The organism is Pleionea sediminis, assembly GCF_007570825.1.
Taxonomy (GTDB): domain Bacteria; phylum Pseudomonadota; class Gammaproteobacteria; order Enterobacterales; family Kangiellaceae; genus Pleionea; species Pleionea sediminis.
Genome location: NZ_SUNB01000004.1, coordinates 16037 through 40315 on the forward strand (window position 1 = coordinate 16037; position 24279 = coordinate 40315).

The following is a 24279-nucleotide window of genomic DNA, read 5'->3' on the forward strand; positions in this document are numbered from 1 at the left end:
ATGAATATATATGAATCTATTGATTACATTTTTGCCAACTATTTAGATGTAAATGTTGGATACAGTGAAGAAGAAATTGAACATGAAATTCATGAGGAGCTGAAGGATGAAGACTTCAAAAATCAGTTGTATGATGAAATTGCTAAAACAAAGTCTGATACAAAGTTTTCTTGGCGGTTAAAATTTCAAGAGTTTAATGTTCGATATTTCGAGACTGAAGAAGAAGCTAATAATTACGCTCGGCGAATATTCGGTTTTTAATCAATTTTTAAATTTAAACGGACACCCCGTTTAGGGGAAATCTCTTACAAATTTAAATTTAAACGGACACCCCGTTTAGGGGAAATCTCTTACAAAAGACTGGCTGATTATCTCAAATATCAGTCAGTTTTAGCTGCTCGAATTAAAGAGTCATTAAGGTAAACTCATCGCCGAAGTTAAATAAGGAAGTAAAAAATGACCATACCAAGGAAGGCGCTGGTCGACTCTCAGTCACCTGGATTTTATCATTGTACTAATCGCTGTGTTCGCAGAGCATTTTTGTGCGGATTTGATAAAGAGACTGGGCACGATTACAGTCACCGAAAAAGTTGGATAGAAAAACGTATTATTGAATTAAGTAATCTCTTTGCTGCTGGCGTTAACCCCAATATACATTCATTGAATTTTCATAAATCTAATGCTACTCGTTTCAGTAACAATAGGGATATGTGGAATATAATGAATAGAGTAAACTTTAAACGGACACCCCGTTTAGGGGAAATCTCTCACAAGACGCTGGCTGAATATCTCAAATGTCAGTCAGTTTTAGCTACTCGAATTAAAGAGTCATTAAGGTAAACTCATCGCCGAAGTTAAATAAGGAAGTAAAAAATGACCATACCAAGGAAGGCGCTGGTCGACTCTCAGTCACCTGGATTTTATCATTGTACTAATCGCTGTGTTCGCAGAGCATTTTTGTGCGGATTCGATAAAGACACGGGGCACGATTACAGTCACCGAAAAAGTTGGATAGAAAAACGTATTATTGAATTAAGTAATCTCTTTGCCGTCGATGTTTACGCGTACGCTGTTATGAGTAATCATTATCACATAGTACTTTATATCGATCCGCAAGCTCCGCAAAAATGGAGTGATGAAGAAATCGCGGATCGTTGGCTTAAACTGTATCCCAGCAAAACAGAAGAAAGAGAGTTATTTCGCAAGCAAGCCATTCTTAACTCTCCAGAAACTTTAAACGGACACCCCGTTTAGGGGAAGTCTCTTACTGGGTGATGATATTGCAAGAAGACAAACTTTAAACGGACACCCCGTTTAGGGAAAATCTCTCACAAGACGCTGGCTGAATATCTCAAATATCAGTCAGTTTTAGCTACTCGAATTAAAGAGTCATTAAGGTAAACTCATCGCCGAAGTTAAATAAGGAAGTAAACAATGACCATACCAAGGAAGGCGCTGGTCGACTCTCAATCACCTGGATTTTATCATTGTACTAATCGCTGTGTTCGCAGAGCATTTTTGTGCGGATTCGATAAAGACACGGGGCACGATTACAGTCACCGAAAAAGTTGGATAGAAAAACGTATTATTGAATTAAGTAATCTCTTTGCCGTCGATGTTTACGCGTACGCTGTTATGAGTAATCATTATCACATAGTACTTTATATTGATCCTCAAGCTCCGCAAAAATGGAGTGATGAAGAAATCGCGGATCGTTGGCTTAAACTGTATCCCAGCAAAACAGAAGAAAGAGAATTATTTCGCAAGCAAGCCATTCTTAACTCTCCAGAAAAACTGGAAACGTATCGAGAACGATTAGGTAGCTTGTCCTGGTTTATGAGCCGCTTGAATGAACCATTGGCAAAGTTGTGTAATCAAGAGGACAATTGTACTGGAAAATTCTGGGAGAAGCGTTATAACTCACAAGCCTTATTGGATGAAGCCTCCGTTTTATCATGCATGGCTTATGTTGACTTAAATCCAGTCAGGGCTGCTATTACTCAAAAACTCGAAGAATCAGAACATACTTCTGTAAAAAAGAGAATTGAAGAAACGAAAAGAAGTTCGAAGATCGACTTAAATGAGATGGTCCAGGCTATTAATGGAAATCTTAATTCTCAATTAATAAATATAAAGCTGCATGAGTATTTGCAACTGGTAGAGTGGACAGGGCAAGCCATCGTTCATCCACACAAAGCATCCATTCCAAAGAATATTACTCCTATTTTAGTTCGCCTTAATTTACAACATCATCATTGGCTCAAGCATATCACAGAGTTTCATAATCATTATGTAACTGTCGTAGGACCAATCGAAATGATACGGAATAAAGCCAAAGATTTAAAACGTCGATGTTTGCATGGTATTGGTTCAGCTAAGTTGTTTTTTCAGAATTAAGAAATCGTTCGTTACATGTGTTGAAAGATTCATCATAACGACTGGATGTTTATCGGGCTTTTATAGGCTCTTGCCCTTAAAGCCGAGCCTGGATGCTTGATTTAGCGCCTATTTTGGTAAGTTTTTGCTGAAACTCTTCTGCATCCGTTTTACTTTTAAAGTCGAGGGCGAGTAAGGAGTTTCTTGTTTTGATAGAACCGACGATGTCGCGCATGCCCATGTCGGTTGCATCGCGAATAATACGAGCGAGCAATATTAACTGATCGCCAGGATCGTTAAGTATAATGTCAAAACTTTTTGCTTCTTCTGATTTATCTACGTTGATCGACTCATCTGAAGTTTCAATCGATACTGGTTCATCTTGTAGGGCGATTGTTTCTCGGTCGGAGTCAACCGTTTCTTGAACATCTGGAGTTGAACTTTCTGCGTCAGTATCTCTTTCAGTAGGCGCTTCTTCTGAATCGATATTTAGAGGCGAAATTTCAGGCGTTCTACTGCTAGCGACTAAAAAGTCATTCAGCAACTTGCCGCTGATTTTGCTTTGGCTTTCTAGATTTTCTTTTATGTTGTTGAGATGTACAGATACGTTTTCCAATTCTTGTTCTGAAAACTGTTGTTGTATCTGATCAATAATCTCTAAAGCATTGTTGAAGTCTAGTTGGTTACAAGCCTTACCAAGCATGTCTGAAAGATGAGCCAGTGATGCACTTCGTATGGCATTTTCGTGGTCACTGTTTCTTTCTTTTTCTTCTAAGGGATTTTTAGTAAACTCGACAGAGAGGTGCTTTTTCTCTAAAAACGGAGAGCCATCGTGGTAATGAAGGAGAGTCGATAGCAATTCAACATGGCCCTCGTCTTGGCTTCCAACTTCTAACTGGAGTAAAAATTCGTAACGCTTGTTGTCTTCGATATTACCAATGTAAATATCAAGTAGCCCGTCATTACTTTCATGACTGACATCATACACCGCTCGTTCAGGACTGGTTTTAATGAGCTGTTTGATGCGCACATTTGGGTTAACACCAAAGCTCAACTTTGCATCGGTAATAAAAATTCTATCAATCCGCTCGATAATATGTTGAAAAATATTACTGATTTTTCTTTCATCACTGTCACCGAACACGGCACCATTGGAAGGTGTTACTAAACGTAATAACTGCTCAGCTTGGAACATAGTGCCCATGCCTACTGCGTAAATTTGCACGCCTTGAGTACTCGCCTCAATTGCCGCATCTTGTGCCTCTTGAGCGCAGTTGGGTGTACCATCAGATAGAAGGATAATAACCTTTGCATCATTTGTGTTAGGCGCAAATATATCCATCGCACTCCTAATACCCGCTGCCATATTAGTGGTGCCGTTGAGGTACTTTCTTATATCCTCTATTTTGTTTTTTATTAAAGATTTTTGACTATCAATGGGGAATTCGTCTTGAAAAACGATGTGGCTCTTGGTGTTAAAGGCTACGAGAGATAATCTATGGCGATCATGCAGCGAGTCTACAATATTTTTCGCTGTTTGAATGGCAGACTCAAACATTTTTCCGGTCATTGATGTGCTGCAGTCAAAGACAAGGCAAATATTGATTCGTGCACTTTGAAACGCTTGGTCTTGTGACAGTTGAGTCGGAAGTATTTTAACGTGACAACTAATTTCAGCCTCATCTTTACCGGCTATTAGCTGTTGGCTATCTAATTCAGCGGAAAACCTGACGGCTTTATTGTGCTGCATTTGGTTTTCCACAGTAAATACCTCCTTGTACATACGTTTTGTTTTTAAAAGCTTGTCTATCGCTAAATAGTTGCTGGGTTATTAAACCAATGGTGGCATAAATTGCGGTTAGCGAATGATTCCTAAAAAAATTAGACGAACCTCTCATTTTTGCTCTGCCCATAAAAGACGCCATCTAAACCTTTCACAATCGTATTATCACCCAAGTATACGTCAATTGTATATGGACAAAGTGCTAAGTTGTGAAGGGCTTCAAATACTATTGCAAAAGAGTTTTTGGGGCGTGTAAGAAAGACGATAGACGCGAATGTATATTGTGAACCTGTACCTTTTATCGCTTAAAGGCAATAAAAAAGCAGCCTAGTATTTAGGTAACAATTAATAGGAGTGGCGTCATCTCAAATGAGTTTTGAATGGTGTACAAGTAATATAATTCAATCAAGTTTTATTTTGTAAAAGAGATAGAGTGACTAAAGACAGCAGATGAAACACTATGACACCTAAGCTCAGCTAAATCTTATTTTACATCGTTAGCTTAAGATGAAAATCATATACTTAATACCAAAAGAGTCGACTTATGAAAATCCTATGGTTCTCGACTAAGCTTAAACATTTAAAATGTATGTGATTTGTGGAGCTAATCTATGAGATTGCTTTCTATTTTATTGATTTATATCATGTTTACTCCTTTGTATGGAAAAGATGCGAATTCCATAGGTAATGAGATAAGAGAGCAATCAAAACAATTATTATTGAATAAGCAGTTCACTGCGCTTAACAAAATGAGCCACAGGTTTGTTGAGAAGCAAAGTAGGCTACCCGATGGTCGATGGAAAATTACTTTTATGTCATTTCTGGGCGATTTAGATAAAAATAATTCCAAAACCTCTTTTGAAAGGAATATGAGTTTGGTTAATGAGTGGATAAAAGAGACGCCCAACGCTCCTTTAGCTTATCTTACAAAAGCAAAATTATGGATTTCTTATGCATTTGTTGCGCGAGGTGAAAGATACGCTCATTCAGTTCCTAAAGATAAGTGGCCAATTTTTTACGAGCGAATACGTCGAGCAAGGGAAGTGTTAGAAACTAGTAAAGTGATAACTCAAGATCATCCTGTTTTTTACACGACAATGATAAGCATTGCTAAATTACAGGGCTGGCGGGAAGAGGAGCTTCGTACAATCTATGATAGAGGTACGAGTAAATTTCCTGGATATTATTTTATCTATTTTTATGTTGCCGATTACTATTTGCCGAGGTGGCAAGGAAGCAAGCAAAAATTAAGAGAGTTTGTTGAAGATGCTGTAGAGCGCTCTAAGAAGCAAGAGGGTATGACTCTTTATGCGCGAATTTATTGGTATTTAAAGTGGGCGTTATATGTAAGGACCTTTCAACCTGGCAATGCTGAGTGGCCTAAAATGAAACAAGGTTTTACTCGAATAATGAAAGATTATCCTAATTCAACTTGGAATTTAAATTCGTTTGCGTTTTACGCGTGTTTGGCTGAAGACTGGAAAAAAGGAAAAGAGTTATTGGCACGAATTAAGAAGCCAAATATGGCCATTTGGGGAGATAAGCATATGGTTGCATCGTGCATGGAAGAGAGAGGAGTTAAGATTGATTATTAACTTTTATGGTATTATAAGAATCTGTTACAGTCTCTAGAAGTGTGCATTTGCACTGATTATGAGTGTAAGCTGATAGAGCATCCTGCTTTTGTCGCAAGATGCTCACTGGAAATTATTTAAGTACTTTTATGTTGCAATCTTTAATATAAAATCTATAAGAGTCTGCTTGATTGCCCCAAGAGTGGACTAAATAATCATAGTTGCCTTTTATCGTATAGTTAGCGTTGGTTTTATAGCTGTTTGGGTTTTCAATGGCTTGCTTGTAAATATCATTGTTTCTGTCAATTTGGCATGTAATGTAGTAAGAGTTCACTTCTCCAAGTCTAATGGTTTCAGCCATTACTTTGCCTTCAAACAATAACTTTCCAGCTAGTGTATTAATTTGATACACATGAATATTAAATTCTTTTTGATTGATGAGCTTAGATAACTCTTTACTTACTAAAGGTTTGTTATCACGGTTTTCGCTGTAAATTTCTTGCGCTTGGTCGAATGTTTGGAAAGTGTCCTGTAGCTCAGGAGCATAAGATAATTTGTTTGCACATGAACTAACAATTAAAGTTAATCCAAAAGCGAGTAGAGCTTTAGCTAAGATTTGATTCATAAAAGGTGTTCCCCAAAGTCAAACTAGATGTACGATTCTTGATGCAGTCACTTCAAGATTTATTGGTCGCTATTTTAAACATTTGGATTGAATAAACTAGTCAATTATTAACAATTGGAAATTCAGCTTGTATTAAGCTTAAAGCAAAGGATCGTAAGGGAGCTTTTGTCTTTAAATACATGTTTTAACTGGATATTATCGTCAATGCTATCTTTAGCCTAACTAGCAAATGCTAGGAAGTTTGTCATAATCTTCGGATAGAGAGGAATTTTCTGTTAGTTCAACCGTTTTAACTTTAAGTTAAATTAGATGTGAGAATGATGATGAAGTCAAACATTCGGGGTATTTTGAGTTTTTTAAGTATTACCTTTGGTATTTCATGGATTGTTTGGGGTGGGCTATATTTCTTTGGGGTTCCTCTTGGAAGCCCGGTTCACAGTGCAGTAGGCATGATTGCTGTTTTTTCTCCGGCTATAGCGGCCTTAATTGTTCGTCATTAGATTACCAAAGAGGGGTTTGGTGATGTAGGTTGGTCCCTATCGTTTAAGGTTTTACCTTTGTTTGTTGTTGCATGGATCTTACCACTCCTTACCGTCGGAACTGTATTGTTGCTAACTAATATATTTCATATATCTCCAGTAAGTTTTTCATTATCACATATCATAGAATTGTTACCGAGCTCGGATGATGCACCTCCGATACCAGATATCGAACTTCTAGAGTTTGTTGTTCTTATTATGCTTGGTAGCATTCCTTCGACTTTTGTTTTATTTGGCGAAGAATTTGGTTGGCGAGGCTATCTACAAAAACGATTGTTTTCTGAGAGCCCATGGAAGTCAGCTATAGCAACGGGATTAATTTGGGGTATTTGGCACTTTCCAATCAACCTCCAAGGCTACAATTATCCTGAATATCGATTTTATGGATTACTTGTTTTTCCAGTTGCTTGTATTTTCTTGTCGTACATACTTGGTTGGTTTTACCGAAACACAAGTAGTATTTGGGCACCATGTTTTAGTCACGCTGCGTTTAATGGTATTGCGGCAAGTTTGATGGTAGCCACTATTATAAACAAAGAGACATACATAATAACCAGCGTTGTGGGCATTTTGGGTATTGTTGTACTTGCTTTGGTTAGCCTGTTGATGCATTTTTTTGACAGAAGAAATATTTAAAGATTGTAATCTCTTAATTCTAATAAGTTGCCTAGTCAGCGGGGTGTTCTTATCGAAGAGTCTGTTTAGGGAAGTTTTAATGGAAATTCAATCTTAAAGAAAAAGTGAAGGATTTGAACCATAATTATTATACCATTGATGTTTTGGATCTTTGCAGGATTCAGTAAGCCTTAGCTAGCGACTTCGGGAGGCTCGTAACATGATAAAAGCATTAGGTCTCATAATTTGCCTATCTTTCGCCTTCTTTTTTATCTACTTGGGAGTGGAAAGGGAACAGTATGATGCAGTTTGGCTGGGGGTAGGCATTTTAGTATTTACCGTCATTATCAGTATCTGCATAAAGCTTTTTCCTAAGCAGTTAGATAGTAAAGAAAGTGGGGAAGAGCTAAAAGAAGTACTAAAGCATACAGTAAAACAAGGCTTTAAAGATATTGAATAAATGCTTTGTTTTCTTTGCCAAGCGCTAAAATTGTTTAGCAAATGGTTTAACCATTTCAATATATTCATAATTTCTAACAGATTGATCATTTTAAATCACACTTTTAAACATTTATCGAGTTAATCTCTACTTTCGATTTTATGATTTTCAATATTGTTACTCAATGCTCTTCGAGCTAACTTATTGTTACTAAAGTGAGTTTTATGAGTCATTCGGTTGTCAGTTGGTTGTTGCTAATAATAAGTACGGTATATATGTGTGATACATCTGCGGATGAATCAGAAATTAATCAATTGAATGAACATTATCAATCGCTAAATAGCCTATCAATTCAGCTGAGCTTTAGAGATATGCTCAGCGATTGGAAAAATGTTGGCAATTTGAAGTCATTGGAAAAGCAGTGGCTGCATTTTGGAAGTCGGTTGGACGCTTTAGCCGAACGTGATTTATCGCTGTGCGAGAGCATTCTCACTCATGCGATGCAAACCACAAGTGATAGTCAACTTTTAGCTATCGAGCTGTTAGGCCAACCTGTAACTTATCGAGGTAATATCAGTGAGCTTCCTCGGGCGAAAGACTGGTATCGTTTATTGACTTTATTTTGGCTGGGAGAAGCTGTTTCGCCAGATGAGCTATTCGAAATCGGCGAAACTTCATTTAACAAAGCTATAGCCAGGCTTCGAACGATAAAACAGGATTCTAATGGAGCGAGTAACTCATCATTTTCCAATAAAGACACTGCCGCTATCCAAAAGGCTTATTTAGATCGACACCATCGTGTTATTCAGAATCTTAATAAATTGTTCATAGATTCCGAGAATATCCCTCCTTTAACCATTGCGCGATCACCTCTTGGTCCTGAGTTTCTGGCGCCTGGCTATTATAACCCAGATCAAAAACAATTTTATTTTCATGTTAGTAATGATGATTACATAAAAGCTCAAATGGATTTTCTTTATTTACATGAGGGATTGCCGGGGCACCATATGCAAAGCCATTGGCCAGATGAAAAATTGAAGTGCAACAGACTGAGTATGCCACCAAGCGCTATGGCTTTTGTTGAAGGGTGGGCTGCCTACATTGAACGATATGGACGTGATCTGGGATTGTACCAAGAGCCTGAAAGCGAGTATTACGCATATAAATGGCAGGCACTAAGAGCAATGCGTGTCATGGTTGATGTTGGTAAGCACGCCTATGGTTGGTCCGATAATAAGTTAAAACAACATTGGAAGCAGCTCTTTCCAGAAGGCATAGATATGCTTGAACGAGAGTTGGCTCGAATTAAGCGATGGCCAATGCAGGTTAATACTTACGTTTATGGGCGACATAAAATTGAAAGGTTACTTGCTGAGCAACAGCGTAAAGCAGACTTTAATCTTGTAGAGTTTCATCAGCAGTTATTATCGATGACACACTTACCACTTTCATCCATTGAACGCTATAACGACTTTAATAATATTAAATGACTTAAGATACGACAAAAACAGTGAGATTACATTTATGAATCGACGTAAGTTTTTCAATTATTTCTTATTCAATGCCTTAATTATGATAAGTAGCTTATCTAGTGCCAATGGGTTAAAGCCACGGGGTTTTTTAGGTATTGGTGGTCAGCCGGTGGACGGCTCCGATGGTATTGTTATTTCAAATATTGCGCCGAATTCGACGGCCACTCAACTTGGATTGCAACAAGGTGATCGAGTGACACTCATAAATGGGCAGACAATTCTGTCGTTCCAAGATGTCATATCTGTACTGGGAGACTTAAGAGAAGGAGATTCTATTACTGTAAAACTTACGCGAGATGGTCAAACTCTTAAATTTAGTGGAGCACTTTCTGCGCGTCAGCAGGAAGTAAGCGATGCCTTTAATGTGATTTCTGATTCAGTGACAGTCAATAACAATCGATTACGTAGTTATATTTACCAGCCGAAGGACATCGCAAAAAATGAAAAACGACCCGCATTATTTTATATTCAAGGTTATACCTGTGGCTCTGTCAATTGGGGGGCGTTACCTAATTTAACCATGCGTCAGCTGTTATCTGATATTGCCAAAGCTGGATTTGTTGTGTATCGCGTTGAAAAATTTGGAGTGGGAGACAGCGATGGTCATTTAAAGTGCTCTCAAATCGATTTTACAACCGAACTGTCAGGTTTCGATGCGGCAATCAAAGCATTAAAAGCACTGCCTTATGTTGACGAAAATAATATTCACCTATTTGGTCATTCGCTTGGCGGTTTATACGCACCTTTAATAGCAGAAAAAAATACCGTTAAAAGTGTTGCCGTTTATGGAACGGTTGTAAAACCTTGGTATGAATATTTACTCGACATTTATTCTAAGCAAGCGTTGCTTTATGGTACGGATAAGAAAACGGCACAAAAGAATCGCGATCGGGTTCAGCCGTTGTTAGACGCCTGGCTAAATTCAGATCGAAGTTTAGAAGCTATGCGACACGACGAGAAACTTAAAGATGCTTTTAATTCTAATCTTGTTCCTATCAATGGTGATCAAATATTTCATCGGCACTATACGTTTTTTAGAGACCAAAACCAGTATAATTTTGCGGCCAAATGGAAAGCGCTGAAAGTACCTACTTTAGCCATTCATGGTGAATACGACGTACAAGCGATTGATGATAGTTGGACACATGACGTGGTTAATGCTGTCAATAGTCACGGTCGCGACATTGCGAAACGAGTCATAATTCCAAAAACGGAGCACTCATTAATGACTTATAAATCCCGCGAAGCAACCATGTCAGCATTATCAAATGGACAGAACAACGTTGTTCAACCGGGTGAGCATTATAAAGATTTCACGTATCATGAACTTGTAAAGTGGTTGAAACAGCACAGTGGTTAATTCAAATTGACTTTGGAGACATTTGTTGTTTCATACCTATTTAAATTTGCCTGGTGTTGATTACCAGGCAGAAATATAAAGCGTATTGTACATATTCCTTCGGTTGCTGTTGGTATCCACTTCGCCAATGCAAGATGCTTTCGTATACTTTGATAAGAATAGAACGGCCACTGCACTAATGAGAACTCCAGTTCTTAAAATAACCTCTTAATGTTGGGGGGGAATTAGTTCATGCAAAATACTGTTCTAATACCCCCAATAATGTAAATCTACTCATCAGAGCTTCACAGAGTGTGTCGACTATTGTAATGACTATTGTGAAGTATTCTTCGCCATTATCTCTCAATTTATCGATAGAGTGTGTCAGCAATAATCGTATAAAAGTCTATACTTAGGACTGATTTCTTCGGTCAGTTATGTCCTCGTTGCGTGTTGGAAAAGTTTCAGTGAGGTAAAGTAATGAAAAGAAAAAGCAGTCCCGTTCTTATTGGTGTTTTTTTTATTCTAATTGGTGGGTCGTTTCTCTACTTATTGGCTCTTTCTAAAATGATTGAAGCCTATCAAATGCAATCGTGGCGTCCTGTGCCTGCGGATTTGATTAGTGCAGAACTCACCAGCTATCTTCATACCGATGAAGATGGGCACTCAACGACTATGTACAAAGTAAAAATGCGCTATCGATATGTGATTGATGGTAATCCGTATATAGGCAGCCGAGTTAATGTTGATAACTTCAGCTCAAGCGATCGAGATGAGCATGCAGATCGTCTATCGAACATTGAACGACTTGCTGCAAGAGAGAATTTGAGGGTTTGGGTTAACCCGGATGATCCAATTGAGTCAGTATTTGACCGAACGATTAGCTGGTCGAGAATAATCGCGATTTCGCTGTTTAGTTGTGTATTTATTTCTGTCGGCGTTTTTATTATTCGGTTCTCTAAAAAAGCTGAATCTGAGGAAGATGAAGAGGGCGCTCGATTGTTTTCGGAGATTGTAAGCTCAGCTTCTACTGAGAACAAGCTTGACTCAAAGGAGATATATTCAACCGCTAAAGGCAATATTCGGCTTTGGAAATACGCTTCGATAATTTCATTCTTCTTTTTTTTAACTTTTTCTGTTGGACTTATTGGAAGTAACTTAGTTGGTACTATTGTCGCGATACTATTCTTCATACCTCCTTTCATTATTTCTTATGTCTACTGGAAAAAGCGAGTGGAGTGGAATTACTTTAAGGATGTTCCATTGGTTCTCTCTCCTTATCCCGGTGTGATTGGGGGCGAAGTGAAAGGACATCTAATTATTCCCAAGGAATTTCATCCCTCGGATAAATATAATATTTCATTGAATTGTACTCAAACAGAGACACAAAAGAGTCATAACAAAACCAGTATTCGATCGCACCTTATTTACGAGAATAGTATTTCTCCGGTCGCAAAAGAACATGAGCAGGGCTCGTTTCTTGAATTTGAATTTTATGTACCTGCTGATAAACCATCCACAGCAAGAGGTGACAATGCAATTACCTGGAGTATCGAAGTTAAAAGTAAGCTAAAAACAATTAATTTAAAACGGAGTTATGATATTCCGGTATTTCGTACGGCGAAAAGTCAAAGCGTTAAAGACGAGTTAAAATCAAAACCCTTATCGAAAAGTGAAAAACGAAGAATTGAGCAAAAGGTAAGTTTTCAGCGTTCGTCGAATGATAATCAGATGTCGAAATCAGAAACTAAAAGCACAAATCGAAAAGCAGATATAAAAGATATTCCTGAAGAATTAACATTTCATACTCCGAAACTGGCAGCAGGTTTGCTTCTTACCTTAATGGGGCTAGCGTTCTTTTTAATCGGTGTGACTCTGTTTGCTGTAAAAGGTGAGATATTTGGTTTGTTTTTTGCGCTGGTTAGTAGTGTTTTCCTTGGCTTTGGTATCTACATTTGGGGTAAAAACTGTAAAGTAAAGGTGACTCCTAATTGTATTGAAGTTGATCAATATTTGTTTTCTAAATTAATAAAAAAACATCGTTATCGAGCGCAAGAAATAAGCTCTATTAAGCCCATAGTTATTCACTCAAGTAGTCAGGCTGGAAAGGCTGTACGAAATACATACGGCCTTTCTTTATACATCAGAAATGGGGAAAGCGTTGATTTGGGTGGAAACTTTAAATCTAAGAAAAACGCAATTTACATGATTGAGCAAATTGAACAGGTATTACATCGAGAGTGATTGATAAGGTAAGGATTAATCTCATTTATCGTAATAGCATCTCGATGTTGGTTAAGTTTTGATTAAGATTTATTTTGTAGAATGGCTTTTTTTATCAGGAGAGCTCACATGTACAGGTTTGTATTAATCGCATTTTTGTCAATATTTTTGACAGCATGTAGTCATCAGTCGGTTTCGATTCAGTTAGCAGAAGAGTTCGAGCAAGAAGCATCGATGTATCCAGTTGGCGGTCGGTACGGATTGCAGATTAATCAAAAGTTGCATCTAGGTCCATATCGAACGAGTGATTTATCGAGAAGTGGCGCTGGTACAACATTTTTAGGCTTTTTTACTCCCATTGACGAGCGTCATCAGACAACGTCGTTTAAGCTTAAAAAAGAGCAATCGACAGTTGCTTATGTGTCGTTGGCTACTAATGTAAAACGCCTGGATGCCTCGCAATCCTTTTCTTGGATACGTGACTTTTATTACAGTGATGATTTATACGCTGGAAAAATGAGCATTAATGCGACTGAATGGACATTCGTACTAGATAATCCACATCGTTTGGCACTAAAGCAATCGGGAGGCGTTATTTTTAGCGAAAGTGATAGAATAATAATTAGACAAGCTAAATTGGAGCGAGACATTCCTGAGTTTATCAAGCGAAATATTCCCCATAGTTCAGGATTTGAGTTTTTGTATAATGACCGGGTGATTGGTGCCGTCGATACTTCTTCTTCCGGTTTTGTATGGATTTTCAACGATTTGGACGAAAGTATGAAGCACGTTATCGCAGCTGCGTCTTTGGCGATTTTGGTGAGGCACGATATAACGGAATAAGGATTGTTAAAATAGCGTTGATCGGTAATTTTAATCAGCCGTTAAACAATCAGTAATTAGCGATCCCCCGAAAATGCCAATGATTTCTTATAGTACTCTTAGAAAAATTTAAACATATATTATATAAGAAGGAAAATATGAGTCAGATCATAAAAGCATCACTGCTGTCCTTAATAGCATCGGCATCGTTGTCAGTCTTTTCAGAAACGATAGAACTAGATTACGATGGAAATCGTAGTTTTGAAATGGTTTCGGGACAAGACTATGTGATTAGCATTGCGCTTGACAAACCCTACTCAAGCTTTTCGGAAATTTGTCTTGATCTTGGTATTGATAATGATCGATATGGGGTTTCGGATACGGCTTCTGTTATTAATATTCGATACGAAAGTGAGAGTAATCCTCTAATCTATCTCGATCTCATCAACGCTCAGTGGTCCTTTGAAAGTGGGGAGCCCGACGAAAATGGCAATCCTACCTGGTTGGCCTCTAAAGAGTTCCCAACGACACACTGTATTAATAGCCTAAGCGATAATTTAAAAGATGGTAGTGCAGAATTTACTTTTAATATTGATAGTGGACGTCTCTTCATCGAGGACTTAGCCATCAGAGTAGATGGTGTACCAGAGAGCGTACTTATTCAGTTGAAAAGAACATCTGAGATAATGTTTTATCCTGAGTCCGGTGGTACGCTTAACTATGAAGCTCGGTTAGGTAACTTTGCAGAGTCAATGGAGCGTAAGCGATTCAAGATGTGGGGCGTAATCATTATGCCAGATAATATTCCTTTTCCGGTCTTAGGTGAAAGAACTTTCGATGTTGATTATGGAGAAACAAAAGAGTTTTTAAATCGAGAATTAAACATTCCTTCGTGGTTTAAGCCTGGAATTCACACCATGAAGTGGTTTGTGACAGAACTTGGCTCTAACGAAATTTATTCTTCGGAATTGTCATTTGTGAAAGCGGAGTCTCAATCCAATTAGTTGTGTCCGTAAGTTTATGAGCTTAGTCCATTCTATTTTCTGTAGAATGGACTGATGATTGAGAGCTGTTTTCTGTTAATTGCTTTATTTGAATAGCCGTTAATAAATATTACACCTCTACAATTTGTCTCGTATTAAATCTATCCGTTCCCATAAAATCCACAGAGATTCGGTTTGACTATTTTTCTAATAGACTATTGGTGCTTAAACGAAATTAACCATTGATTTTCTCATTTGTTGTCGATTCTCAACATTCTTTGTTTAATTAATCAATGATTCCCAGCCCTAACATTTGCTTACCCAGTATTATTTTGCTAAAAACGGTTCTCATTATGCGAAGCGGTGATACAGAAAATTGAAATTGAGATATCAATGAAGCCTTTTCAACTCGATGATTGGTTAGTAGAGCCCGAAAAAAACTTGATTTCCTATGATGGCGATACGATTCATATTGAACCTCGAGTAATGGCGGTTTTAGTTTGTTTAGTAAATAACCTGGAGCAAACAGTTTCTCGAGAAAAACTTATCGAAGAGGCTTGGCCTGATCGTATTGTTGGCGATGGTTCATTAAATCGTTGCATTGCTATTTTAAGAAAAACCTTCGATAAATCGGGTACCAAGCAAAGCGTTATTAAAACTATTCCTAAGAAAGGCTATTTATTGAGTACGTCGGTAGATTTTGGTTTAAAGAAAACACTGCGGCATTCGAATAAATTGGGCAACGTCAGTCAAGAAAAAACATCTTCTCGATCGATTTCTAACATTTATTGGCTGATTCCTTTGGTAACAACGTTAAGTGTTAGTTTATTTTTTATTGAGATAAAGCCTGGCCAATCTAAATCAAAAGAACCAATTCAAAAGTCAAGCGAAAATGAGTATGTAAAAGTTTTTAAAGAAACGACGTTGGTTCCTGGAAGTCCTACTGGCGTATTTTGCTTTGATGGTGTCGATGATTTTGTTGAAGTGCCAAGTAATAGTGATATTGATGTTGGCGTTGGTGATTTTTCATTAAGTGTATGGGTTAAAACCCATTTCGATGGTATTGGTGTCATTCTGGATAAGCGTGTTGAAGATCGCTTAGGTAACGTTCTGGGGTATAACCTGCATTTACATAACGGTGAACCGGGAATGCAATTGGCTGATGGAGAAGGTGAGTGGTATTGTTCAAAAGATACACAAAAATCGTCTTGCACCAACTTTTCTTCTGGAAAAGCCATAAATGACGGATTGTGGCATCATGTCGTTGTTTCAGTGGACCGCGATCACGATAAAGGATTAAAGTTTTTCATCGATGGAAAATTAGTGTCGTCTACAAATGCATCCTATCGACAGCGCTCGTTAAGTAATCCAAGTGCTCTTCGGATCGGCAGTCGCTCATCTTCGATTACGGGATTATTTCCTGTAGAGATTCAAGGTGTACAAATATTTAATCGAGCATTGAATCATCAAGATATTGAAAAACTTATTAATGCCGTTAATCCAAATGATTGTAAGTCAAGTCTTATTGGGTATTAACGAACAGTGGCTAAACCACTGTTCGATTTTTAAAACTAGACATATTCACAACCGTAATAGTTACAGACATTAGCAATACAAGTGGCAATTTGAATGTCTGAACTATACGCTCTTTCACACGCATCGATAACATCTAACACTGGGTAAACTTTTGCTGAAGCAAAAGACGCTGCTGTTGCAAAGATACTCGAAATTACAATCGCTTTTAATTTTTTCATGATATTTCCTTTTTTGGTGAGTAGTAAAATTATCTTTGAGACTTCATATCGTTATAGTCAACTCGACTAGCTGAAGTCTATTAACAAAGTTATCTAAATCCTTGGGTAAAAACTGTATGATTAAGTGATAAAAATATGATGGAAGTGTTATGAAGCGATACTTGTTGCTCTTTTATAGCTAGTTTTAGTCTGAGCAGTAGCAGAAAAACAATGGCTATTTGTTAGTGGTAATTTTGGGGTTGATAGGATTATTGAGAGCGGATTTATAGGATGTTGTTGCGGATTACGAACTTATGAGCACAGTAATTCTGAAGCTAAAATTGATTTATATGACATTGTTCTAAGCTGACAGTATTAAACGAAAAGGGATGATTTGAATGGAGTTGGTTGTAAATTATACTGGTGAGTTGAAAGGGTGTTGTATTTTCTTCGAAAGTGTTTAGGGGTTGAATTCGTATTACTTCCGTTGATTGCGTTATCCGGTTAAAATATAGCATTCTTCAATACAAATGATTGTATGGACATTATTTCTCAGGATTAAGAAGAGTGCTATTGTGAACAAAATATATTCAATTTTTATATCGTTAGTGGTTGGACTATCAAGCCTGCCAGTATTTTCCAGTTCGAAAGATTTGCTTTCCGATTATTTTTCAGAGCCCAAGTACCACACCGTTAAATTATCGCCCGATGGTCAACATATTGGTCTGGTTCGACAAGGAGAAGAGCAAAAAGAACTCATTGTCGTTGACGCGAACACAATGAAAGCGGTTAATCAGATTTACTTTGAGTCTAATGATGAAGTTGCGAACTTTTATTGGGCCAATAATAGTCGTTTGTTAATTAAAATTGACTCGCCGTTGAAGCGCCGTCAGTACAAAGGATATTACGGTGAGCTGTACGCCATTGATCACGACAAGTCGGAAGGCCGATTTGTTTTTGGACTTCGTTCGGTCATTACGCGCCGTGGTATTAAGGGGATTGCAAACGAAAATACCCTTGATGAAAACTTGGCCCATGCTCGAATTTTAAGCCTGTTGCCCGATGATCCAAAACACATCCTCATTCGAACCGATAATTATTTTGAAGACGATACCTGGGTTAAAAAACTCAATGTTTATAACGGTAAGGTTGAAACCTTGGCACAGTTAGAAGGCGAAGTTGGGGAGATGGACTATGACCATTCAGACAATGAGTTGTGGCATAAACATTGGAGTTTTGACGATAAGCGTCTTATTTTTGAGCGTTTTGACTTTAAAGAGGAATCTTGGAAAACGTTTCAATTAGAAAACTTTGATCATGATGTCCGCTTAATTGGGTATTCAAGTAAAGCCGGTGGCCTGCTTATTCGCGGCTATTGTGGGGAGCCAACTCAAGGTATTTGTTTATTTAAGCCTGAAAAACGGTCAATCACATCTGTGTTCCATCATCCAGAGTTGGATATCGACTGGACTCGAATTGAGGGTGGAAAAGTGGTTGCCGCAAGATATCAGTCGGATTATCCAGAGTGGCAGTTTTTCGATAACGAAAGTGAATGGAATATTTTGGTGTCGCAGTTGCAACAGCAGTTTAAAAGTACTCGGATTGATCTTGCGGGATGGGAAAAAGATAGTCAGAGAAACTTGGTTATGGTTGAAGGTGATGTTTCGCCATTGACCTGGTACTTGTTTGATAGCAAGGCGAAAAAATTGCAATTTGTGGCAGCCAGTCGCGATGCAAAAGGGCTTCCTATGTATTCGTTCGACTTTAAAGCCGATGATGGCTTGCCAATTCAAGGTTACCTCACTTTGCCCAAGGTTGAAAAGGCACAACAATTGCCAGCAATTTTACTTGTTCATGGCGGGCCGATTGGTGTGAGAGACGAATGGGGCTTTAATCCCGAAGTTCAGTATTTGGCATCGCTCGGTTACGCTGTTGTTCAGATTAATTATCGAGGTTCAACTGGAAAAGGACGCCCATTTAAGGAAGCGGGTTACGGCGAGTGGGGGCGTAATATTCAAAGCGATATTCATTCTGGATTACAACATTTAGTGGAGCAAGCAATCATTGATCCTAAGCGAGTTTGTATTATGGGAGCGAGCTTTGGGGCATACAGTGCCATTGCGAATAGCTTATCTCACTCTGACAGTTATCAATGCAGTATTGCCTTCTCAGGTGTTTATGATTTGAATGAGCATTACGAGACTCGTGCACCTGTTGCGAAGCGCCAGTACGATTTAATTATGGGCAATAAAAAGACCCGCAAGCAGCATTCAATCAATAAGAGAGTGAAGCAATTGAAGGTTCCAGTATTGTTAGCGCATGGAACAAAAGATCGTATTACCGATATTGAACAACTTGAAATAATAGAAGATGAACTGAAAGACAGTGATGTTGAATTTGAAGTCTTTCAACTCGAGGGAGAAGGGCATTATTATTATAATCCTGAAAGTCGGATTAATTTTTATAAGCGTGTGACCAAGTTTTTAGAGAAACATAATCCGGTAAATCTTTAATTAAATATTGATTGTTAATTGTTGTTGAAAAAGGAGGCGTGAAGCCTCCTTTTTCTTATTCGTTGTCATGGAATATTTAAATAAAAAAGTAATCGTTTGAACATCCCTATTCACTGTTTTCTTTATCAAAGATTTGTGACACCATTTTTAAGATCCGATGATTCCGCCATTTTTTCGGGTAATGACCAGCGTACAGTCTCTCGGTATGGTTGAACCATCGTAGGGTGCCGGAAAATTAGTGTCTCTGGGTGAACCATTACCCGGATGTTGAATGTTTACGAATGCGGTGCGTTGATCGGGCGTGATGGTAAAACCGGTAATTTCATCACTGCTGACACCCACGAGCAATCGTTTAGGCTCGGGTACTTCTTTGGTGGTATCGAAAACAACTAACTGATCTTGTAAACCGTCGGGTTGGCCACCATCGGTGCCGATAAATAATCGGCCGTATGGATCCGCCCAGGCAGCATCCGGATCGGTAAATACATTTTCTGCTCCGCGAGTTGAAGATGCGAGTATATAAATGTCCCAAACAAAGGTTGTTCCTAAGTGATCATCGGCGTCTCTGGTCCGAATGATATGGCCATCGTTATTCGGCGCTTCGGGATTGGCGGCAGCGGATTCGGTGCGATTGGAGTTGTTGGTGCAGGTCCAAAAAACTTCACCGTCTTTACCAATGGTGGTCCACTCTGGTCGATCCATCGGTGTTGCACCGAGTAGGTCGGATGCGATTCGCGCGTATATTAATACTTCGGCTTGAGAATTGAATCGGGATGCCAACACTGGATTATCAATGGTTAATTCCAACCATTCGCCCGTGCCATCATCGTTAAATTTAGCAACGTACAAACTGCCGTTGTCGAGCGGGCTCTCACGGTCGCTGATAGCTTGACGCCAAGATTTGTTCGAGACGTATTTGTAGCAATAATCGAAACGTTGGTCATCGCCCATATAAGCCGCGATACGACCATTATGACTTTCGGCGATGGCAATTGCTTCATGTTTGAATCGGCCAAGAGCGGTACGTTTAACGGGCTTTTGCGTTCCGTCAAAAGGATCGATTTCGACAATCCATCCGAAACGATTTTGCTCGTTGACATAATCGGGATCACTTAAATCAAAGCGTTTATCGAAATGGTGCCAACCGTATCCAAATCCATTGTTTGAAAAGCCGTAACGTTCTTGTTCTGCTGTAGAAAAGAATTCGCCGGTTGCACCGAAATAACCATTAAAGTTTTCTTCACAGGTTAAGTAGGTTCCCCATGGAGTCGCGCCAGAGCCACAGTTGTTGACTGTTCCAAGCGGAATATTGCCATTAGGATTTTGCAGTAATTCAGAGTCGGCTGCAGGGCCCGAAAATGCGACCGGAGTATTCACTGTTATTCGACGAGAATGGTTGCTCGAAATCACTCGCCAGTCACCGCGCAATGAGCGCTTTATTTTAACGACAGAGACGCCGTGAATGTTTTGAGAAAGTCGTACGTCTTCGAGATTTTCTGGTGCGTCTTTACCCAGTGCATGGCTATTGTTCCCATACTCATGATTAACGCAAAGCATGCCTTCATTGTTACGGCGGTAGAATGCACTGTCGTGGTGACCAAATCGACTGCTGACTGGAAAAAACCACATGCCATCATGACCTAAACCCGTTTGTAGGGCTGCTTGTGCCGAAGTAGGACGTGTATCAGGATCGCCTGTGTATGCTTGCGTCGCACCTGGTTCAATAGGGGTTCCCCAGGGAATGAGAATTTGGTATTCGTAATCGTCTGATATTGTCGGCATGCTGGTATCAACAACATCGTCAATCGCGACGGGTCTAAAATCAACGAGTTCGCGTCGGCCCCATTCCCAGCCCCAACCGGCATGTGCTGCTGGGGCTAAAAACGAAGCGGCTGCAACACCTAAACTGCCTTTCATAATATTTCGGCGTGACATGTTTGTTTCTAGGACTGACGCAAAGGGCGTATTGCCTGAAGTGTTCGAAGGTATATCTTCTATTTCATCATGAAGCTGTGAATTATCTTTTATAGTTTCTTTCTTAGTAGACATAAACAATGCTCATCCAATGGTTTTGTGATTGCACCTAATTCGATACCGCTAAACTCGAACGAGAATATTAAAGAACATACGCAACGCTAAAGCAGCAGGGTGACAATAGATTGAAGGTTTTGTGACAGTTAAACGAAGAATCTTTGAAGGTCGATTTGATAAGCGCGCATTGTTTAGCCCAGCTGAATTTTAATAATTGATTCAATCAAACTGCAAAAGCCATATGTTGCGAACTCGACATTAATTATTAATGTGTTGCAGTACGGCTGATGAAAATAATTTTTGAACCTTAAAAAGCCGCACTTTCAATATTGTTCGAAAAGTTAGTATCACCAGAGCTAACTGATGTAGAGCATTATATAAAAAATAGGAATTGCTCTACGTACCTTCGGATTTCATGTGCATACAATTGGTTTTTTGACACGCTGCAATTGATTTTTCCTACTTTTGTAGGTTTTAGTCTACCAGTTTGTAGAGGAATATTTTTGAGTTAAGGGGCAACTCATCGGTTTACCATTAAACAATAATATCGCTGATCCACAGGCCAACTACCGAAAAGGTCCAATACCCCTATTTCCGTTGATAGTTTGAAACATTAACTTATCTGAACGGACGAAAATACGTGTGAATAGGGTTACTTTGCTATACTGAAAAAAGACGATAGTTTATTTACGAGAAATCTGCTCTAAGTTATTGAATTAAAACAGGCTTATTTTGGTCAATATACTAAAATTAATTACATTATTACTTATTAGCGGACTTGCTCTCTTTTCTTTTAACACGAGTGCTACCGAAAACTTCACATTGGAAGAGGTCGATAACGTAGAATCTCTTCCGGCAAGCTTTTTCGATTTAACCTCTGCTGAGAAAGTGGCTTGGTTAACTTCGCGCATTGAGTCTGAGAAGTCTCCGGCTCAGAAATACAGTTATCAACGAACGCTGGTGATTGAATTGTACGCGCAGAGTCGATACAAAGAGGCTGAAGCGCAATGTCGCGCTTTTAAACCTCTAAAAGCCGATCTGTTTCTAAGAAGTTATTGTATTGAAGCGACTTATCTTGATATTAATGATATTCGACAAAAGATGCTGGGGCTTATTGATGAGGCTCGGAAAGCCAATAAGAACGATATGGTTGCAGAGTTATTGAGTAAACTCGCGTGGCAGCAGTCTAAGAATGGCGAGGTCGTTGCTGCATTTACTCATTATTCCGAAGCTCTCGATATTGTTTCTCCAGATAACCTTGATTTAGTTAACAGCATTATGTTTGATACCGCATCGAGTTATATTGCTCATGGTAACGAACAGTATGTGGATAAAGGTATTGAACTGCTCGAGAAAATCAGTCTTTCTACCGAAAAGGAATTGTTAAAAGAGCAAGTGCCAGAACGAAAACACTTTCTTACCTGGTATGTTCAATTATCTCACTTTAATGCTGGCCTGGCCTATTTTTTACATAAACATGATTACGAAATGGCGCTGAGAGTATTCGACCGTGTTAACCACTTGGATAATTCCATAGGTTTTAACTCTTTAAGTTATTCAGCATATGCAGCTTCAATATTAGGCAAATTCAATCGTGCTAAAAAGTATTTGTCAGAAGTTAACGATCGTAAAGACGATAGTCCTATTGTTGAAACCTATTTGACGTGCTACAGAAAGTTAGCGGAGCAATTCTGGAATACAGAGGTCGACTTATCGGCTTGCTTAAATTTATCAGGTGACACGGCGTTGGAAGTAAAAGTGGATCTTTTTAAGCGCCTCTCGGACAACCCCAAGTCTGAAATTGCAACTTATGGATTAAGGAAATTGAAAGAGTTGTACGTCGAGGTTCTTGAGCCTCAGTTAAGAAGCCAATTAACTCATGCTGCATCAAATGCTGAAGTTACGCGACTGGAAAAAGAGTCTCTATTAACAAGCCGGCTTGTGAAACAGCAAATGGAACTTCAAAAGGAAACCAACGCTAAACATGCAACTCAAAGAAAATACTTTATTGCAGTTTTCTTTGTCTTAGTGTTTTTTATTTTGTTTGTTTTCTCGCAGTTACGGCAAAAAAGGAGGTTGGCACAGCAGTATGAGAAGTTGAGCTTGGTAGACTCTTTAACCAAATTAGGCAATCGTCGCTATCTCGAACAACACATTGAGCGAGAGTTTTTATTTGTTAAACGGGCCATTGAGTCAGGAAAAAATATTTCGTTAGGAATATTTTTGTTCGATATTGATCATTTTAAGAAAATCAATGATGACTATGGTCACCTGGTGGGAGATAAAATTTTACAAGAAATTAGTCAACGCATTGGTGAGATCACGAGAGGTACCGATATTCTTGCTCGTTGGGGAGGAGAAGAGTTTATCTATGTTGCTCGTCTCGAACAACCCGAACTAAAGTATGAGTTAGCAAATAGAATCCTTTTGGCCATTAATTCTAAACCATTTGATATTACTAATTCCGATCAACCATTAAATGTCACCTGTACGATCGGCATTGTAGAGTTTCCATTATTGAGTTGCGAAAAAGATATTGAATGGAATCGGTTAATCAGTCTAGCGGACGCTGCACTTTATCATGGTAAATCGATAGGGAGGAACTGTTGGGTTGCAACCAATAATTTCTATATTACCAATGAAGAACAGCTTAGCGAATTATTGAATACTCCCTTCGAAACCTTGATTCAACAAAATGCCTTACTGATTCGAACCTCGTTTGATCAGTCGTAAATTATATTAAGCTTATATAGACAACCTGATTCTCCAATGAACTTTCTAGAATTATGAAACATTAGGAAGATTAAAATTTAATCATAATTTGATCAATTTATTCATCTGATTAAAAATCTCAGTAAAACATATGGAATATTCACATATTTCCAATACTTTTTTTGTTGATTTTTCTTTTGCGATATTGGTAGCCTGAACTTCATTAGACAACTGTTATTCTTTGGAGGGGCGTCACTTATTACCTTAAGGCTGAAAAATGAACGGTAGGGGATTCATTTTTTAGCGAATTATTAAAATCATACGTCAAAGTTAGGTTTGACTGAATAATAAAACGACAAAAAAATCGACTAATAAAAAGTTTATCGAGAAATAATTCATAATATCGCTCAACAGAAGCGTGGCGCTCGGTAACAATAATA

The 24279-nt window shown here is 38.6% G+C and carries 19 protein-coding genes; 15 read left to right on the forward strand and 4 right to left on the reverse strand.

Features of this window, described 5'->3' with window-relative positions:
* The 3 genes from FAX86_RS15575 (at nt 1) to FAX86_RS15585 (ending at nt 2397) form a co-directional block, all read left to right on the forward strand.
* On the forward strand, nt 1-261 hold the full coding sequence (locus FAX86_RS15575; protein WP_144394398.1) for a hypothetical protein: 261 nt from the start codon (nt 1-3) through the stop codon (nt 259-261).
* A gap of 612 nt (nt 262-873) precedes the next feature.
* Nucleotides 874-1254: a transposase gene (locus FAX86_RS15580; protein ID WP_144394399.1), complete on the forward strand. Its 381-nt coding sequence runs from the start codon at nt 874-876 to the stop codon at nt 1252-1254.
* A 180-nt stretch (nt 1255-1434) separates the two neighbouring features.
* A complete protein-coding gene (locus FAX86_RS15585) occupies nt 1435-2397 on the forward strand; it encodes a transposase (protein ID WP_144394400.1) in 963 nt (320 codons plus the stop codon).
* Nucleotides 2398-2473: 76 nt separating this feature from the next.
* Here FAX86_RS15585 and FAX86_RS15590 read toward each other — a convergent pair whose 3' ends face one another.
* Nucleotides 2474-4126: a VWA domain-containing protein gene (locus tag FAX86_RS15590; protein WP_164503615.1), complete on the reverse strand. Its 1653-nt coding sequence runs from the start codon at nt 4124-4126 to the stop codon at nt 2474-2476.
* Between the two features lie 644 nt (nt 4127-4770).
* Here FAX86_RS15590 and FAX86_RS15595 point away from each other — a divergent pair.
* Nucleotides 4771-5754, forward strand: a complete 984-nt coding sequence (locus FAX86_RS15595; protein WP_144394402.1) for a DUF4034 domain-containing protein — start codon at nt 4771-4773, stop codon at nt 5752-5754.
* A 112-nt stretch (nt 5755-5866) separates the two neighbouring features.
* Here FAX86_RS15595 and FAX86_RS15600 read toward each other — a convergent pair whose 3' ends face one another.
* Entirely contained in the window at nt 5867-6358 is a 492-nt protein-coding gene (locus tag FAX86_RS15600) for a hypothetical protein (RefSeq protein ID WP_144394403.1), read from the reverse strand.
* Nucleotides 6359-6675: 317 nt separating this feature from the next.
* Between FAX86_RS15600 and FAX86_RS15605 the strand changes: the two genes are divergently transcribed.
* The 9 genes from FAX86_RS15605 to FAX86_RS15645 all read left to right on the forward strand — a co-directional run bounded on the left by FAX86_RS15605 (nt 6676) and on the right by FAX86_RS15645 (nt 16386).
* The gene (locus tag FAX86_RS15605; protein WP_144394404.1) at nt 6676-6858 is read left to right on the forward strand and encodes a hypothetical protein; all 183 of its coding nucleotides are present in this window, start codon (nt 6676-6678) and stop codon (nt 6856-6858) included.
* Between the two features lie 57 nt (nt 6859-6915).
* Complete coding sequence (locus FAX86_RS15610; RefSeq protein WP_144394405.1) at nt 6916-7533, forward strand: CPBP family intramembrane glutamic endopeptidase; 618 nt, start codon at nt 6916-6918, stop codon at nt 7531-7533.
* A 199-nt stretch (nt 7534-7732) separates the two neighbouring features.
* Nucleotides 7733-7972, forward strand: coding sequence for a hypothetical protein (locus FAX86_RS15615; protein WP_144394406.1), 240 nt, complete (start codon nt 7733-7735; stop codon nt 7970-7972).
* A gap of 203 nt (nt 7973-8175) precedes the next feature.
* Nucleotides 8176-9441, forward strand: a complete 1266-nt coding sequence (locus tag FAX86_RS15620; RefSeq protein WP_144394407.1) for a DUF885 family protein — start codon at nt 8176-8178, stop codon at nt 9439-9441.
* Nucleotides 9442-9475: 34 nt separating this feature from the next.
* Nucleotides 9476-10843, forward strand: coding sequence for an alpha/beta fold hydrolase (locus FAX86_RS15625; protein ID WP_144394408.1), 1368 nt, complete (start codon nt 9476-9478; stop codon nt 10841-10843).
* A 459-nt stretch (nt 10844-11302) separates the two neighbouring features.
* On the forward strand, nt 11303-13066 hold the full coding sequence (locus tag FAX86_RS15630; RefSeq protein ID WP_144394409.1) for a DUF3592 domain-containing protein: 1764 nt from the start codon (nt 11303-11305) through the stop codon (nt 13064-13066).
* A 108-nt stretch (nt 13067-13174) separates the two neighbouring features.
* Nucleotides 13175-13888 (forward strand): hypothetical protein, encoded by a 714-nt coding sequence (locus tag FAX86_RS15635; protein WP_144394410.1) that lies wholly within the window; start codon nt 13175-13177, stop codon nt 13886-13888.
* A gap of 137 nt (nt 13889-14025) precedes the next feature.
* Nucleotides 14026-14871, forward strand: coding sequence for a hypothetical protein (locus FAX86_RS15640; protein ID WP_144394411.1), 846 nt, complete (start codon nt 14026-14028; stop codon nt 14869-14871).
* Nucleotides 14872-15243: 372 nt separating this feature from the next.
* On the forward strand, nt 15244-16386 hold the full coding sequence (locus FAX86_RS15645; protein WP_144394412.1) for a LamG-like jellyroll fold domain-containing protein: 1143 nt from the start codon (nt 15244-15246) through the stop codon (nt 16384-16386).
* A gap of 35 nt (nt 16387-16421) precedes the next feature.
* On the opposite strand, the gene FAX86_RS15650 is transcribed toward FAX86_RS15645, so the two are convergent.
* On the reverse strand, nt 16422-16604 hold the full coding sequence (locus tag FAX86_RS15650) for a hypothetical protein (protein ID WP_144394413.1): 183 nt from the start codon (nt 16602-16604) through the stop codon (nt 16422-16424).
* A gap of 554 nt (nt 16605-17158) precedes the next feature.
* On the opposite strand from FAX86_RS15650, the gene FAX86_RS15655 reads away from it, so the two are divergent.
* Nucleotides 17159-19096, forward strand: coding sequence for an alpha/beta hydrolase family protein (locus tag FAX86_RS15655; RefSeq protein ID WP_164503616.1), 1938 nt, complete (start codon nt 17159-17161; stop codon nt 19094-19096).
* 147 nt (nt 19097-19243) lie between these two features.
* On the opposite strand, the gene FAX86_RS15660 is transcribed toward FAX86_RS15655, so the two are convergent.
* Nucleotides 19244-21145 (reverse strand): PhoX family protein, encoded by a 1902-nt coding sequence (locus FAX86_RS15660; RefSeq protein WP_144394415.1) that lies wholly within the window; start codon nt 21143-21145, stop codon nt 19244-19246.
* A gap of 714 nt (nt 21146-21859) precedes the next feature.
* Here FAX86_RS15660 and FAX86_RS15665 point away from each other — a divergent pair.
* The gene (locus tag FAX86_RS15665) at nt 21860-23860 is read left to right on the forward strand and encodes a GGDEF domain-containing protein (RefSeq protein WP_144394416.1); all 2001 of its coding nucleotides are present in this window, start codon (nt 21860-21862) and stop codon (nt 23858-23860) included.
* Nucleotides 23861-24279 lie beyond the last annotated feature (419 nt).